Genomic DNA, 15674 nt, shown 5'->3' with positions numbered 1-15674 from the left:
ATCTGAATGATTCTTCGCTAAAAACTTATTATCAATAGTGTCCTTCCAAGGGAAAAATAATGCCTCCTCACCCTGATAATAAAAAACGATATACCCTTTTTGATTGCGGATTACATCCTTTTGGGGAACAAGCAAGGCCCGATTACAGGACATGCAAAAAAAAAGCAAGCAGGAGATTAAATATATTTTCATAATAATCTATTCTACAAAATGGTTAAAGATAAAATTATTTCCTTGTTGTTGTTGTCTGGCTCGAAGATCCTTACCCCAGTTATTCCAATGTATTTGGTGGATAATGGGTGTGGGAGAAACTGATCTGTTCATTATATCATTAGGCCCTACTGCTTTTTTTGCTTCTGCAGTTTTATACCAGTCTTTTAACCCGAATAAATGCATTACTTCGTGGAAGGCAGTATGTGGTGAGCCATAATAAGGTCCATTGCCATCTTTTGAATTACCCATTTTCACCTTAAAATCAGCAAAAAACTCCATCCCAATTTTATCCCATTGGCCAGTTGCGGGATTCTTTTCCTTGCTGTAAATCTCTTTGCTGGAGCCACCGGAAGCTGACTGATGTTCATTATTCTCTAATTTCATTAAATTATCACCATTACGGGTGTTCTCATTTTCAACCCGCGCAATGTCCTCATCGGTGGCTAATACATACTTAAAATCCAGGTTAGTAGTCGTTGTGGTGGTACCATCTTCATTCTTGGCTGTATTAGTCATCAAGTTGGGATGGTCTTTTAAATACTGATTATATTCCCCAACCCGTTCGTCTGCGCCGTATCCTGTTACATATATTGTTGAGGAAAGTGTAATTGTCCAGTTACCATTTATATCCCGCTGAATGCCAATCCTAACATCCTGACCATCGGGATCTACATAATTAACAGGGCTATTTAGAGTATAGTTATAAGGTGAATAGCTGTTCCATTTATCTACTAAAGGATCTATCGAATGCCATCTGCCCAACTGTACATCATACATCCTCGCCCCATAATCATACCACTCCAGCCCACTCCCATCTCCAAATTCCTTATTCTGCAACTCCTTCCCATTATATTTGAGTCTATTCTCCGCATAATTTGAACCTTTCAATGCGTTGGAAGATATCCCTGCCATCGTCAACCCAAACGGATAATAATGTGTCTCTTCCAATAACGGACCTGAATTTACGGCAAGTAGCACGTTATCAAAGTATACATCCTGGGCGCTTTCATTGCTCGTATAAACATAAAGAAAACCACTCTTTTCCATCACCATTTTATCCTGCGCCAATGTTTGCAGCACATCTGGTTCCGCTTTTACCTGCTTAACACCACTGTTCCCGTCCACTAATTTAAACTGATCGTCAAACAAAACAAAATTAAGATATGCCTTGGGTTTATCAGGGTTATACTGATCAGATTCTTTTTCTTTCAAATGCTGGTAGTCATTATTATAAAAATTGGCATCAAAAGGCGTCAGTTGATTCCCAGCCGCAACTCCATGCATCCCATCCGGGTCGCTATTGCCGTTGAATGCCTGCACCAGATCAGCCAACATATTTTCAGCCATTGAAGTCCCTGGATTTTGATCTTTGGGACCACCGGACTTGTAAAATGCCTTTGTGCTCATCTGAACAGTATCTCCTGCCATAACACGTAATACAATAGATGGTCCTATTTTCTTAGCTCCATTGACTGCGCTTAATTTTGCAACAGAGGCGTTACTACCCGCACTTTCATCAGCAGGATAACCAACCGGTTTAGCTGTCCGGGAATCATCTATATTGCTGAACAAGGCTGTTTCTATTGGGGCGGCGCCGGCTTCCATGGTTGCCGCATACATTGCAAAATCCGTTTGCTCTGTTAATACCAACCGAACATTTCCCAGGTGGTCCTTTACGAAATAGTCATATTTGAATGCTACTGGTTGTCCAGATTGAAAAATAGCACGCACACGTCCTTCCTCATGCGCTAAAAACTGCAAGGTGTCGTTTTGATACACAAACCCATCTATATAGTCCGTTGTAGTTACTTTGGCTGGCGAAACTGTATTATCCGTAACGATTTTCCGCTGTTTTTCTCCAGTAGCACCGTACTGATATTTTATCAATCCTTTACCCGTTATTGCAATGCTATCGGGCAGATTCAAGTAGTTATAACGGATACCTGCGATATTCTTATTGGCATCACTGGTCAGATTACCGTTCGCATCATAGGTATAATCAATTGTTTCGTTATTATTAATCTCCTTAAAATCGCCCAGCAGCCCTTGCGTATTGTTTTTTCTGTCTGTTACAAATGAAAGCTTATTACTGCTGGTCTGGTAACCATATTTTAGGCTATCAATTGTCTGAATGGTAGTACCATTCATTCCTTTCTGAGTCATGAATTGGATATTCCCATTAGCATCATAGGCAAGGCCGCTAACAGAAAAATTCTTCTGGTCATTTGTCCAGTTGATACTGCCAGAATTTTGTTGGGTAAAATCTGCTACTGTTAAACGATTCACCTTGTCATAACTATATCCATAAGCCCTTGCAATTCCATCCCCACGGCTTTTCCATTTGGCACCGGCAATATTACCGTTGTATTGGTTAGCCGTAAAGCCATAGTCGTAACTGAGATCCTGCCCAAACCAGTTCTGTGTACTCCCTGCTGTATTCACGAACGATTTGTTAACACTTTTCAGCCACCCCCTGATGTTAAACTCATAGTCCAACGCTTCCAATTGTGTATTTGTCCCCGTTACTCCCAATCACTTGTTTTTCTGCAGCCCCAACTCACTATAAATATTTACGGCAAGTGTCCTTAATAAAGTATCCCGATCATTCACCATTTTCTTGACAGAATCCATACGTTCGGCATCATCATAGTGATACATCGTTAATAAAGTGGTTTGGGGAGTCACACCACTTCGAGGATTTGTATGCCTCTGATATGAACTTAAAAGTTTCCCTGAAAAATCATACAAGTATGTTTCCGTAGTTTTACCACCATTGATATTTTCCGAAATAGATTGAATCGCTTTACCAATATCATTGTAATAAAGAGAGGTGGTTAACCATTGATTAGTACCAATTACACGAATTTTAGTGCCAGTGATCAATCCGCGGGTCAATTTGCTTTCCTGTGCTGGCAGTGCTTCCACATACGGATTACTTCCTGCTTTTACCAGATTAATATCTCCTGGATTGTAATTAAGTTTCAGATCATAATTATAATCGTCATAAAACGAATAAGTCATAGGAGTTAAAGCAGCTATGGGGATACCAGGAAGCGGATTATTTACCGTAATAGCAGTGGTCCCATTATTAACGCCGGCATTAATCTCCACCATAAGCTCTGTACTGTTGGTCTCAAATCCGTTCTCCAACATAATACTGTTTGTTGCCTGTATAAGTGTCTCGTTATTATAACTTCCGATAACCAGGTCTGCAGCCCCAGGGAATGTATAGGAAATATTTTGACTCCCCGGAGATGCCTCGCTTAATGTTGACTGGAGGCTACTCCGGCTAACACCAGGCGCTTTATATAACGCCGTCATAACCGGCCTATTCAATCCATCATAAAAAGTAGTCTTCCAGTTATCTTGTGCCTTCAGACTTGCATCTCTTGAAAATACAAGACGGTCGCGGGTATCATAGACCATTTCAGTAGAGTCAGTACCTGGCACCTTGCTAACAATTACCCTTGCACGATTATCATATCTATAAATAAAGCACAATTCCGCCGCCACCGTATTGGTAATCACCCAATTTGATGCAATAGCCTCAACAGCCTTTGGTGGAATTACAAATAACAGGTTACCCATATCATCGTACACATAGTAAGTACATAGCCATCCATCATGACTAATTCCGGGTAGATCACCTATCTGTTCCTTCTTCAAAACAACCTGGTCTTCAGCGTCTTTATATACAATCGTCCTGCTTCCATGTTCATTCACAGAAACAACTTTTGATAATTGCCCGGCAGGGTAAACCCCAGTAGATACTGGAATGATACTGTTGCCATCCCACACACGAACACCTTCTTCTAAAGTATTCATCAGATACTGGTTGCTGGCGGGATGATTACCTCCCGCTTTGGCCCAATTATTTCCAGGTTCATAAACTTTCAACACTCGGCCAAGAGGCGAGCTTTCTGTTTCAGTTTCGCTATAATAAATACTTTCTCCTGATACGCCTGGATTCAATGTCAGGCTCTTATAAAATGTACTTTGTTCTGTAAAGGGTGATACTTTAAAACTTCCGTCCGTATTGACTCCTGTTTGTGCGGAATAAGGTAAATACTTGTACTTTTCTTTTCCAAATTCATCATAAACAACCGGTATTACGATATCTTTTCCACTGGAAGATCCTTTTCTTATCACCGTCTGAATCATCCGACCCAGGCCATCATAGTATTGTGTATTTAATTTTACCTCCTTAACAGGTCTGCTGACCGACTTCACGTAGGCAGTATCTTTTACAGGAATACTGGCAGACCAGAGCTTGTAGTAATTACCAGCCGGGGTACTATAGGCTCCTGGCATCTGCACGGGAGTAGCAGCTACAGGTACCGCATTTTGTACAGGTAGGTTCTGAGCTGATGCACTCTCACTATTCAATAGCAATAGCAGTGTTAAAAAAAACGTATATCTGAAATAGCTGGGAATATGTTTCATAATAGTATCGAGAGAATTAACGGATAAAACGATCACATCACTTGTCATAAAGGGATGGCTGTTACACGTATCTGAACAACGGTTCCTGCTGTATATACCAATCCCGTCACCTTTCCTGTAATCTGCGTGGTACCTATCTGCACAAAAACGCTGCTCATAAAACTGGATCCTTTGGGTTCAATAGAAAAGGCCCCGGGATGCAATGAAGTGCTGGTTGAACCGGGGATTTTTCTCACATATAATAAATCTCCATCGCCTCCACCCGGATAGGTAACATCAATTTTAATCTGCAAATCCAGATCCGAATAGGTAGTTTCATTAATCAGCTCAAATTGCACATCGCTGGTAGGCAAGCAGGCTGCATGGCTGTCTACGTAACTTTGCCCGTAATGCATCATATCATAATCAGCAAGACTATCAACAATCCGCTGGCTGACAAGAGACCTGTATTTACCAAAATTCACATTATACGCCATTGTTTCGCCCAACTTGGTGCAACCAGTTTTCATATAAGTCAATGACCTGCTTGGGCTTAAAAAGTAGCACTTTCCTAACCTGTTGGCGTAAGCCTGTAAACTATCCTGCAACTCCTTTTTTGCTTTTACGGTTGCATCGAAAACGGAAATCCTTGAAAAATACTTACTGGCTGGAACAGTATACGCAATTACTTCTCCCACTGTAGAACAATTATTCTTAGCTATGCTGTCTGTTACCATCGTGCTGTAATACAGTTTACTTGGAAGCTGCGACCTGTAAACGCTTCCGTAAGACATTGCCTGCAACACATAATCCCTATAATCCCTTACTGTGGCCAATTTACTCATACCATAATAATCATATCTCTTAAAAAGCCCGTTTACATTAAATGCAGCTTGCATGCCTACACCTGGTTCAAAGGAATACGTTTCCATCTGACTGGTCGCCGGGTATAATCTCAGTTCATCAATAATACCAGTTCCTGTGATGGTAACCGCCGTTGCCGCACTGATCTTATGCTCATATAATGCCCAGGTACCAACCGTTACTTTTTTCTGGTAAACAGCACTTCCGTTTATACTCAGGGGCCCAGTAGTGGAGTAATAAGAAATTATATAATCATCTCCTGTCAGATTGGATTTCGAAATTGTCCGGCCATTGATATTATATACTGTTTTGCCGGAAGGTGTGCTTTGCACCTGCGTACCTGCAACAGGATAAGTCCAACCACCACTTTCATTATTTTCAAAAGAAGTGTACGCCACATTAGTACTTACAGCATTCTGAATACTGGCAATTAATTGTGAATTTCGACTTCCCCAGATAAATGCTCTTATCCCGCTGCGCTGATCTGCCTGAATAATGTTTGCCCCACCGTCATATGTCACAGCTACTTCTTTCTTGAACATTTGTGGGTTGTAAATATTTAAAATCGGATATGTAAGCGTGCCGCTCATCCCCAGCGAGGCTGCTGTCAACTTTCCCTCACGCTCATAATTATATGACTCCGTTAGCAAAAACTGATTTCCACTTTTGATATACTTACTGAGATTTGATTTAACCAGGATACCTTTCTTAAAAATATAATTCCCGATTTGCGGATTATAAAACCCTGCTTTCATGGCTGCTACAGGAATCCCAAAATTATTCAACGTATCCAGGTCGCTTGCAAACACATTAATCCCCCGACTTATGGAAGTGCCGTTTCTGAACAATTCATGGGATGTTTCATTTGCATGCGAGGGGCTTTCATACTTATAGGCTATGGAGTCGCTTGATGCAAACACGCCGTTTATATAAGTATCGGATACTTCTGCCCTTTTGAATATACCCTGGTTGCCGATCCGATAGCCATCCATAAAATACACCGTAAAAGAGGGCTTCTCAAATAAGAAACATACTCTGTCAGTACTCCAGCTTGCAAGAGGTACTGACTCAATATCATGTTCCGGTTCTGAATTCGGTGGAAAAGTATAATGACCATTCGGAAATGCACATCTGTCCGGGATCGTATAAGAATTACAAATTTCATCCTTGTTCATGCCACTGAACTTTAAGGCTCTGAGTATTCCCGGATATACTTTGGACGAATAATAATATTTATTACGCTTGACGATTGTTCCGGTACTGTCGTACATATTTTGTTCCTTCAATTCTCCCCTTAGTAAATTCATTCTCCTATATTTCGGCAACCAGGAAGGATAGTTGCTTATTTCACCGGCTCCACATTGATTCAGTATTCCATCGCAAATATTCAGATAAAAGGAAGAATCAGTAGTATTGAAATCATCGTGGTAATAGTATTCTTCATATCCGTTTTTCATCCCGGAATGCCCGCGAGTGACCTTTACATACCGGTAAGAAACCACCTGATCATTAGAAAAATCATCATACATATTTTCGCTGGAAACATAATACCTGTTGAGGGGTACCCCATTTACACAGGTCCATGGCACCTCTACCGGCAATACCATCGATGGCGGTATATACAGGTGACCCGATGATTGAAAATTATACCCCATCAATGGCTCCTTCAAAACATAAGCATAAGAGATTTCCGAAGAATCATTTTTCACGGGATCATAGGTCGTTATCCGCTTAATTCTAAGCCCTCCTATCGTATCAATACTATAGGGAGTGATCCAATTCACATAATTCTCAAAGAAAGTAAAACCATTATCATTTTCTCTGACGGAGCCCACCTTATGCGGTTCATACTCAAAAGAAACTCTCCCCCCTGTCGGGGATGTAATACTTGTCAATGCATCCCGCTGCATAGCCGGCCAGGCCGATTTACGCGACACACCCCTCCGGTCCTTCTTTACGGGCACCAGGCTCCCATAGGCTTCATTCTCCAATGCGTCATTATAATAACCCCAGTAATCCTGGGCATACTGACTAAAAGAGATTGTCCTCCCATTAAAAGTGAAATTCCTAAATGTGGTATCGTAATAATTGAAAGTATAAATCTGACTACTATCCGTGGCAAAATCTTTTATTTGGAGGTTCTCCAGCTTTAAGCGGTCAGATTTAAATAAGGCATATCTGAAATAAACTGAGCGGATAATGTTACCTCCAATCAGGTCCTTGATAATAATGGAATCAATTTTAGTATGCAGGGCCCCTCTGCTTGTCCAATAGTGCGATGTGAAAAAATCAATATTTTCAGTAGTCGTCTTAATATTGTTAATAATAGCCGCTCGGGTAGTTTTATTCTGCGGCGAGCCACCTGAGGTCGATGAAATCCATGAATTAGCTGTATCAAAAACATTTCTTTCTGCAAAGTACCCCATCGACATTATTTCTTTATTCAGGGTCGTATGTCTCAGGTATTGAAAAGATACAGTATCCGCATTATCCTTGCTAACAATACGGTTTACATCCCACGAAACATCAAATCCTCCATAACGGGAGTTGGGAACTATCGTTCTGGCACTATCATTTTCTGCAAAATAATATTCAAGACCATCCGGCGTAGTAAGCTTCCAGGAACTGAACACAAAGCGGGAAGTATTGATATCACTGGTTTGCTTTATGCCATACTGAATATTGATATCATTACGTTTTGGAATAAACACAGGTGTTGAACCATTTAGACAAAAACGTCCTCCGCTACCTTTAATAGTATAATAATACACATCTGGCTCGGTATCCAACAAACCGCTCGTCAGCATAGAAACATCCGCTGCATCTACATAATTTTTATTCAGCACCACCACACTATCGTGTACAACCAGCGCCCGCTGTAAATAAGGCAAAGAAAAATCCTGATTCTGTGTAAGCCAGCCACCCGTTAAATGATATTGGTCAGCAATGGAATCCAATGGTGAAGGCCAAACAGACCCGATAACCTGTCCACCTGCATTATAGACTGGTACTTTTGAACTGTTCAAAAATATGCCTTCATCAGGATTCCCTCTTATTTTACGACTAAGCCCGGCGCCATAGTCAAGACTCCAGCCCAGTCCATAGACCCCGGCATCTTCACTGGCCTTAATTCCGCCCGACTGATACTTTAACACGATAGGTATATTTATACCTTTCTTACCCTTAATCATGTACAAAGGCACTTCAATCGATGGAACCCCGCTAAAATAACTTACAGGAACATCCACCATCTTAGTGATCGCTGCTGCTTCAGGAGGGGTGTTCTTAATATTATCGGTTATCCCAACCAGGTTTCCCTGGGCCGAAACCGCGGAAATCCACAATAAGGTTACAGTAAGGAAAATACAGGACTTTAAAGACAAGATACTTTGCCTAGATACAGGGAAATATTTATCAGACATACAGAAAAGAGATAATAAATTGAAAACCAGCGTAAGTTGGCGCTGATGGTTACCAAAAGTTCTTTAAATATTGATTGACAGAATTTGGGTATAAAACTATAGGTATACTTTTATCTTCAAAAAAATTCAGGCTAATGTTCACTTATCGCCTAATGACGCATAAATGTATAGCAAAATTTGAGATAAAAAAATATAATTGGAATATATTTACCGCATTACTTATTTCTGCAAAGATGCCTCCATGAAGAGCCTGGAAAGCCCGCTGTCACCAACCGACTTTATAAGGATTAACCAGTCCTTCCTTGTCAATATATCTGCACTAAGAATACGGTAAAGCATACACGCCTGAAACATTGCTTTAATTCGGCTTTAAACCCACTATGTTCCGATGATGCCCTTACGCATATTCACTTACATGCGGCACATCATGTGTCATTAATAAATAATACAAAACGATCTTTTTTAGGAGATATTAAGTAACTTTCATTACACTAAAACATTCTGTCATGGCAAAATTTGTTATCTCCAAAGACTCTAAAGGTGAATTTCGTTTTAAACTAAAAGCTGGTAACGGTGAAGTTATCTTGGTCAGCGAGGGATACACCTCCAGATCTGGCTGCGACAACGGCATCGAGTCCGTAAGAACCAATTCCCAGATTGATGAAAGGTTTGAGAAAAAAACTTCCACAAATGGGAAGTATTATTTTAACCTTAAAGCTGCGAATGGACAGGTCGTTGGTACTAGTGAAATGTACGAGAGCTCTTCCAGCCGAGACAACGGAATTGCCTCCGTCAAAACCAATGCACCTAAAGCTACAGTTGAAGAACCAACAGCCTAATTCTGTTTAAAATGATGGCTGGTCAGTCTACTAAGCTGACCAGCCATCATCAAACTATTGTTACCCCCTTATCAGTATTTCATAAATTGGTAGACTGTTTCCTCCTTCAGCCCTGAATAGCGGCAGAACTCTTCCACACTCACCAGGTCTCCTTTCTTTTTTCCATTGGACTCTCTTATTTGCTGCAGCATCTTCCTGGCGGTTCGTTCGCTCCTACCGGTAATTTTTATGATGTCTTTTGCATAAATCACTATGCGATGAGGTATAAATATTTGCGAATTCGGCATAAACGGAATCGAGATTTTGTTGGGTTAAAATGCCGGTTTATGTTTGGTGTGGTTAATCACAAATCTACTACATTCTGCGCAGATGTGAGCCTAACGGGCTTGGCTATGTAAACAGCCCTTATTGTTAATCCAAAAATGTTTTTCTTATGGCAAAACAAATGGGAATTATCCCCCTGAAGGGAACGATAGGTAATATTACCTTTTATAAAACGAAAGCTGGTCATCTGGCTCGTGAGAAAGGAGGGATTGATGCCAATCGTATCGCAACGGATCCAGCGTTTGTGCGTACCCGTGAAAACGGATCTGAGTTTGGTCGGGCTGGCAAAGCCAGTAAAATCCTGCGGACGGCGTTTCGTGCCCTGCTCTTAAACGTTGGTGATAGCTATATGCCCTCTCGCCTTACCCGTGAAATGGTAAAGGTGATCCAGGCAGATGTCACCAATTTAAGAGGGCAACGTAATGTGATCGATGGAGAAGCTGAAATGGTCAAAGGTTTTGAATTCAGCATCAACGCACGCCTGGCGAGCACTTTATATGCTCCTTTCACTGCAGGCATAGATCGTGTTGCCGGCACCCTTAAAGTTGACATTCCGGCTTTCATTTCGATCAACATGCTGGCTAGTCCTGCCGGCGCCACGCATTTCAAGATCCTGGTTGCTGGTGCTGAGATCGACTTCGAGGCGGAGACCTTCATAAATGCGAGTGCCGCGAGTGCTGAATTAGCTATCAACGCTACCGCAACAGAGGTCATGAACTTGTCCGTTAATGTAACAGCTAACAGCACTAAACCGCTGTTTCTTGTATTGGGCGTAGAGTTCTACCAACAGGTAAACGGAGCGCTGTACAGTCTTAAAAACGGCGCTTTCAATGCACTGGCTGTAGTAGAGGTTTCCGGTATGCCGGCTCCTCCCCCAGGTCCGTAATGAAATGTTAGCCTCGACAAGAATGTCCAGGTAATTCTTAATCTTTAAAAAGCGTTTTATGGAGTTAATGAAACGTCTTACAGCAGCAACACCACCTTTTTTTAGCAAGGTGCGTAACATAGGATTGATTCTAACTGCAATTAGCGGGGCCTTGATGGGTATTCCCGCATTGCCGTTGATCATCGCTAAAGTAGCAGGATACCTTGCTGTTGCAGGTACGGTGATGACAGGAGTAAGTCAGACTGCCGTAAGTGAAGAAGGTGGTTAGTATTGCCTTAAATAGTTCTCCGGTTTAAAGGTGTGGTTACCTTATGGGATTGTTTGATGTAAAAGGGCTCTCGCAAAATTGCGGGAGCCCTTTTTTATCCAATCAAAGATTGCAATTTTGATTTTGTTAGAAAGGCTTCAACAACCGCTAAAACATGCACTTTGTCTTCCGGTAATAGCTGATCAAAATGCAGCAATTGGGTTGCTTCATCATCAGTAATTGGTCCTTTCTCGGTAGTTATCCCATTAACCAGGTAGTCAATGGAGACATTCAACGCCTTCGCAATTTTAGCAGCTACGTCAATCGATGGCGTTATGAAATCTCTCTCGTATTTGCTTACAATATTTCCACTGGTGCCGATTAAAGCACCCAGTTCCGACTGATTAATATTTTTTTGTTTACGCATTATTGTTACGCGTTGTCCAAATGTCATGTTTTCTTTTTTTGATTGGGTTAATTCAAATCAATTGAAGTAAAATTTCAAACTACCATAAATCTATGAAGAAGCTGAGATATTACAATTACATAAGTTTAAATACTAATATTAAAATTGTACTGATAGGTAAAAAAATAGTTCAAATAAATGACAAAAATTAGACTTAAATGTACAAAAAAGTATCTTTAAGACTTGTTTATTATTGTATTTATAAGTACATTTATGTATCAATAAGTACAAATATGGAATGCAAAAACAAAACCCGACACTTAACAGTGAAGTACATTCATCAGGAACGTACCTATGATTCAAAATTGGTTTCCTGTATTTCTCTGGCTGGTATTTGGCTACAGGATGCCGGCTTTATAGTTGGCGATAAAGTGACTGTGCAGGTAGAAAGTAACCGCATAGTAATAAGCAACCTAAGACAAGAAAAGCCAGTAATACAACCAGAACCACAAGAAGGAAAAGCAGTAATGCGTGAAATAGCACGGCGTTACAGTGAATAATTAAGCCCCCTCTTTTATTGTTAACCCTGACAACCGGATGCCTGCGGACGGACCGTATCTGTGATCTTTCCGCCCACGGGGATCGGGTTGTTAACCAAACCATGTTTTTAATGAAAAAGTTTCGCATCAGCGAACAAAAAATGTTTGCTAAAAACCTTGCAAAATTATTTCCTCCGGCACCTTTATCAGATAATGAATTGCATGATACCTATACGAGGTTATGCAATTTTCCATTATACATTAAAGAATACCTGCGCCGGGAGTTTGGCTGGACTGAATCCCAATTTTCAGAATTGGTATTGCCAACACTTGGAGGTAGGAATATACGGCCAACTGATGAGGAACTAGAGCAGGCCCGTATAATTATTAAAGCGCAACTCTCCTACCTGCTGCGATACCTGGATATTTCCCCGGGACTCGTACATGGGCTGAATAGCGGTAGCACCGTTGAAATACAGCCTTGTGGCCACTAAGTATCCCCTACTTAGTTTGTAACCTCTCCTTTCATTTTTTAATTGTTAATCATGTTGAATGTTTATACTGACACCTCCGTAATTGGGGGATGTTTCGACCATGAATTTAAAGATCATAGCCAGGCACTTTGGGAAGAATTTAGGAATGGAATAAAAAAATTGATTTTGTCAGACTTGGTTAGAATGGAACTGGACGGTGCAAGAAAAGAAGTAAAGGCAAAGCTAACAGAGGTGCCGTCCATTTACAAAGTAAACATTAAAACTACAGTAAAAGCGTCTAAATTAGCTGAAGTATATATTGCGGAAGGGGCATTAAGCAACAAGTGCTACAATGATGCGCTGCATATTGCATTAGCTACCTTGCATAGTGCAGACATATTGGCTAGTTGGAATTTTAAACATATTGTAAACCTTGATAAAATTAAACTGTATAATTCCATAAATTTGCGAATGGGTTACCGTTTAATTGAGATTAGAACACCCAGAGAAATTTTAAAACCAAACGACCATGAAAAAAAGTAAAGAGTACGATGCAGTGGCCGAGGTGCGAAAGATCCGCGAAGAATTAAGCCTGAAATATTGGGGCCACACTGATTTATTATTAAAAGACCTTAAGGCCATCAGAAAAAAATACAAGGCTGAGGAAAAGGCCCTAAAAAGCCACTAGTTTCATTTATAGCATTATCCTCCCCCTTGTTTAACCCTGGTAATGCAACAATCATTAAATTTTAAAGAAAGCAAATAAATACCGGCCGTGATCGATGATTCGCCTGTGTGCTGAGCTATGTACTATCGTTGACAGTAGTACAAATGCCTGGCCATGTTCTGAAGTCTAAAACGACATCTATCATGGCTGGTATTTGCGTTTATCCAGGTGGTGCCCGCCGCGTTGTTGTGTAGATGTATTGTTGTTACTCAGTCAGAAAGAAAACTCAATTTGATCATACAACGCGCTAACGTCCGGGAGAATAGATGATGGGCTACTACAGCTGGGCCTATGATCCTCCGTTGGTCAAAGTGATACAGCTGAGCCTATATTCTATCGATGCCCCCATCATCTGTTCTCACGGACGCCGCGCGATAGTACACTGTCGATCAAGGTACTGATGCTGGTGTTCGCGCAGCTTATTCTCCTGTCGCTTAATCAGTGTTCTATCGTTCAGTGCTATAACCTCCCGCTAAATAGCGTTACTGTCGCCCCGCCCCGCCGCCCATCCACCCCCGGCCGCTGCGGCGGTAGCCAGAGCGCAGGCCCTGGAGCGCAGCGGAAGGGCCGAGCGAGGGCGAGCCGCAGCAGGCCGCGCCTTCGACCTTTGTCTCGCCGGGAGCGCCAGCGGACGGCAAATCAAAAATGGAAGGCCGGGGGTGGCGGGCGGGGGCGGACAAAGTGGGTAGCGAAGGGATGGCGGGCATTAAAGCGACCAATGTTAGAAACTGCCCTTAGCCAGACCGGGAGCTACCCGAACGGAGGCTGAGGGAGTGCAAAAAGGGTGACAGGGTGGAGCGCAGCCCCTGAAGCGCAGCGGAAGGGGCAAGCGGAAGCCTGGCGACCTTTTTGCCGACTGAGGCCGCAGTGAGACCTTATTATAGTCTGAAATAATTCAATCATGAAAGTATTACTAACAATTGACTCATTGGTAATTATATAAATTTCGTATATCTAACATTACTCATAAAATACGTTTTATTTAATAGTAGTTATTTGTTAAATTGTCAGGAATTGGCGAATTTTTAATGGTAAATTTGCTGCTTTTACGACTTTATGGAAAAATTAGTGCAGGTACAGCTAGAGCTTGAAGGATTGCTTGATAAACAAGATGACCTTAAAAAAAACGACTCTTTAAAGGTGAATATTCCTCATATTATCAAATATATGGGTTCTAAAAAGCCGATTATTGATTTCATTACTAATAGCATAAGCGAAATACATATAAATGATAATTATGTTTGCGATCTCTTCGCGGGTTCATGTTCGATCTCAGCCGCGCTAAAAAAAGACTATAATTTTATTTCCAATGATATCCAAGATTACTCTAGAATCCTAGCACATACTTACTTTTCAGACCTAAGCATGTTTACCTATGAGGAACTGATTGAATTAATAGAAGATGCGGCAAGAATTCATGTTTTAAGATTTACCGAGAATTATAATAATCTCTTTATTGACTACTCAAAGATTAACAGCACAGAGGAATATCAGAGAATCGAACTTTTACAAAGAAATTTGCTTGAAGGTGGGCAATTTAACTTTGATTACTATTTATTTACAAAATATTATTCTGGGACTTACTGGTCATTTGAACAATGTGTTTGGATCGACGCCTTGAGAAAAGTTGCGGATAATTTCATTGATTCTTCCGTTTATTATTCTATTCTCTCTAGCATAATGTATGCGATGTCTTATGCAGCACAGAGCACTGGCCATTTTGCACAATATAGGGATGGAAATTCACCAGAGGCTGTAAATGATATTTTACTATATAGACAAAAAGATGTTTTTACATTATTCAAAAGGAAATTACAAGAATTGGCAAGTTGTTTAAATAATTCAGTTAAGGAACTAATAGCCTATACAAATAGCTTTGAAAGTTGTTTAGAAAATATACCAGAAGGCACAACTGTGTATGCTGACCCTCCATATGCTCCAGTACACTACTCTAGATTTTATCACGCTCTTGAAACCCTAATTAAATATGATTACCCAGACATCGAACATAAAGGCAGATACCGCAATGATAGACATCAGTCCGATTTTTCACAAAAGACCAAAGCCCTTAAAGCCTTTGGAACTTTATTTAATGGTATCATTACGAAAAATTCCCAAATGATATTAAGTTATAGTAGTACTGGAGTGGTTCCAATAAACGATATTATCGCGTTAGGAAATGAGTTGTATGCAAATGAAAAGTACGAAATCATAGTTAGAACATTTGATCATAAACATAGTACCATGGGACGATTTGAGGACAGAGATAGAGATGTAGTTGAGTACTTAATAATTGCAAAATTTAGATAAGA

At 40.8% G+C, this 15674-nt stretch carries 15 protein-coding genes; 9 read left to right on the top strand and 6 right to left on the bottom strand.

Annotated elements, in window-relative coordinates:
* From AB4Z08_RS23945 to AB4Z08_RS23930, 4 genes are all read right to left on the bottom strand, one after another.
* Nucleotides 1-192 (bottom strand): hypothetical protein (locus AB4Z08_RS23945; RefSeq protein ID WP_441576318.1); only part of this gene is annotated, 192 nt, incomplete at its 3' end.
* Nucleotides 193-198: 6 nt separating this feature from the next.
* On the bottom strand, nucleotides 199-2745 hold the full coding sequence (locus tag AB4Z08_RS23940) for an RHS repeat-associated core domain-containing protein (protein WP_441576317.1): 2547 nt from the start codon (nucleotides 2743-2745) through the stop codon (nucleotides 199-201).
* Nucleotides 2746-4704 (bottom strand): DUF6443 domain-containing protein, encoded by a 1959-nt coding sequence (locus AB4Z08_RS23935; protein ID WP_441576316.1) that lies wholly within the window; start codon nucleotides 4702-4704, stop codon nucleotides 2746-2748. It lies immediately after the preceding gene.
* Nucleotides 4701-8654, bottom strand: coding sequence for a DUF5977 domain-containing protein (locus tag AB4Z08_RS23930; RefSeq protein ID WP_441576315.1), 3954 nt, complete (start codon nucleotides 8652-8654; stop codon nucleotides 4701-4703). Before AB4Z08_RS23930 ends, AB4Z08_RS23935 begins: the two co-directional genes overlap by 4 nt.
* A 508-nt stretch (nucleotides 8655-9162) precedes the next feature.
* Here AB4Z08_RS23930 and AB4Z08_RS23925 point away from each other — a divergent pair.
* Together AB4Z08_RS23925 and AB4Z08_RS23920 are read left to right on the top strand one after the other, a co-directional pair.
* Nucleotides 9163-9255 carry a LytTR family transcriptional regulator DNA-binding domain-containing protein gene (locus tag AB4Z08_RS23925; RefSeq protein WP_441576320.1) on the top strand — a complete coding sequence of 31 codons (93 nt, stop codon included), beginning with the start codon at nucleotides 9163-9165 and terminating at the stop codon, nucleotides 9253-9255.
* Between the two features lie 172 nt (nucleotides 9256-9427).
* A complete protein-coding gene (locus tag AB4Z08_RS23920; protein ID WP_441576314.1) occupies nucleotides 9428-9760 on the top strand; it encodes a YegP family protein in 333 nt (110 codons plus the stop codon).
* A gap of 71 nt (nucleotides 9761-9831) precedes the next feature.
* Here the strand turns inward: AB4Z08_RS23920 and AB4Z08_RS23915 are convergent, their stop codons facing one another.
* Nucleotides 9832-10047, bottom strand: coding sequence for a hypothetical protein (locus AB4Z08_RS23915; protein ID WP_441576313.1), 216 nt, complete (start codon nucleotides 10045-10047; stop codon nucleotides 9832-9834).
* Between the two features lie 146 nt (nucleotides 10048-10193).
* Between AB4Z08_RS23915 and AB4Z08_RS23910 the strand changes: the two genes are divergently transcribed.
* Nucleotides 10194-10970, top strand: coding sequence for a hypothetical protein (locus AB4Z08_RS23910; RefSeq protein ID WP_441576312.1), 777 nt, complete (start codon nucleotides 10194-10196; stop codon nucleotides 10968-10970).
* Between the two features lie 67 nt (nucleotides 10971-11037).
* Complete coding sequence (locus AB4Z08_RS23905; RefSeq protein WP_441576311.1) at nucleotides 11038-11238, top strand: hypothetical protein; 201 nt, start codon at nucleotides 11038-11040, stop codon at nucleotides 11236-11238.
* Between the two features lie 94 nt (nucleotides 11239-11332).
* Here the strand turns inward: AB4Z08_RS23905 and AB4Z08_RS23900 are convergent, their stop codons facing one another.
* Nucleotides 11333-11671, bottom strand: a complete 339-nt coding sequence (locus AB4Z08_RS23900; RefSeq protein ID WP_441576310.1) for a helix-turn-helix domain-containing protein — start codon at nucleotides 11669-11671, stop codon at nucleotides 11333-11335.
* A 170-nt stretch (nucleotides 11672-11841) separates the two neighbouring features.
* On the opposite strand from AB4Z08_RS23900, the gene AB4Z08_RS23895 reads away from it, so the two are divergent.
* The 5 genes from AB4Z08_RS23895 (at nucleotide 11842) to AB4Z08_RS23875 (ending at nucleotide 15672) form a co-directional block, all read left to right on the top strand.
* Nucleotides 11842-12183, top strand: coding sequence for a SymE family type I addiction module toxin (locus AB4Z08_RS23895; RefSeq protein ID WP_441576309.1), 342 nt, complete (start codon nucleotides 11842-11844; stop codon nucleotides 12181-12183).
* Nucleotides 12184-12293: 110 nt separating this feature from the next.
* On the top strand, nucleotides 12294-12656 hold the full coding sequence (locus tag AB4Z08_RS23890; protein ID WP_441576308.1) for a hypothetical protein: 363 nt from the start codon (nucleotides 12294-12296) through the stop codon (nucleotides 12654-12656).
* Nucleotides 12657-12707: 51 nt separating this feature from the next.
* On the top strand, nucleotides 12708-13178 hold the full coding sequence (locus AB4Z08_RS23885) for a hypothetical protein (protein WP_441576307.1): 471 nt from the start codon (nucleotides 12708-12710) through the stop codon (nucleotides 13176-13178).
* Nucleotides 13165-13323, top strand: a complete 159-nt coding sequence (locus tag AB4Z08_RS23880; protein WP_441576306.1) for a hypothetical protein — start codon at nucleotides 13165-13167, stop codon at nucleotides 13321-13323. The genes AB4Z08_RS23885 and AB4Z08_RS23880 overlap by 14 nt, the downstream gene beginning before the upstream one ends.
* Before the next feature lie 1095 nt (nucleotides 13324-14418).
* Nucleotides 14419-15672: a DNA adenine methylase gene (locus AB4Z08_RS23875; RefSeq protein ID WP_441576305.1), complete on the top strand. Its 1254-nt coding sequence runs from the start codon at nucleotides 14419-14421 to the stop codon at nucleotides 15670-15672.
* Nucleotides 15673-15674: the final 2 nt, after the last annotated feature.

Source organism: Chitinophaga sp. RAB17, assembly GCF_052114225.1.
In the GTDB taxonomy this organism is placed as follows: domain Bacteria; phylum Bacteroidota; class Bacteroidia; order Chitinophagales; family Chitinophagaceae; genus Chitinophaga.
The sequence above is the reverse complement of the archived record's forward strand: the minus strand, read 5'-3'. Positions and strand labels throughout refer to the sequence as shown.

Coding starts and splice junctions, on each gene's coding strand:
- AB4Z08_RS23900 (WP_441576310.1), bottom strand. CDS start 11,671: ATGACATTTGGACAACGCGTAACAATAATGCGTAAACAAAAAAATATT.
- AB4Z08_RS23890 (WP_441576308.1), top strand. CDS start 12,294: ATGAAAAAGTTTCGCATCAGCGAACAAAAAATGTTTGCTAAAAACCTT.
- AB4Z08_RS23935 (WP_441576316.1), bottom strand. CDS start 4,704: ATGACAAGTGATGTGATCGTTTTATCCGTTAATTCTCTCGATACTATT.
- AB4Z08_RS23910 (WP_441576312.1), top strand. CDS start 10,194: ATGGCAAAACAAATGGGAATTATCCCCCTGAAGGGAACGATAGGTAAT.
- AB4Z08_RS23905 (WP_441576311.1), top strand. CDS start 11,038: ATGAAACGTCTTACAGCAGCAACACCACCTTTTTTTAGCAAGGTGCGT.
- AB4Z08_RS23885 (WP_441576307.1), top strand. CDS start 12,708: ATGTTGAATGTTTATACTGACACCTCCGTAATTGGGGGATGTTTCGAC.
- AB4Z08_RS23880 (WP_441576306.1), top strand. CDS start 13,165: ATGAAAAAAAGTAAAGAGTACGATGCAGTGGCCGAGGTGCGAAAGATC.
- AB4Z08_RS23875 (WP_441576305.1), top strand. CDS start 14,419: ATGGAAAAATTAGTGCAGGTACAGCTAGAGCTTGAAGGATTGCTTGAT.
- AB4Z08_RS23895 (WP_441576309.1), top strand. CDS start 11,842: ATGTACAAAAAAGTATCTTTAAGACTTGTTTATTATTGTATTTATAAG.
- AB4Z08_RS23925 (WP_441576320.1), top strand. CDS start 9,163: ATGAAGAGCCTGGAAAGCCCGCTGTCACCAACCGACTTTATAAGGATT.
- AB4Z08_RS23920 (WP_441576314.1), top strand. CDS start 9,428: ATGGCAAAATTTGTTATCTCCAAAGACTCTAAAGGTGAATTTCGTTTT.
- AB4Z08_RS23915 (WP_441576313.1), bottom strand. CDS start 10,047: ATGCCGAATTCGCAAATATTTATACCTCATCGCATAGTGATTTATGCA.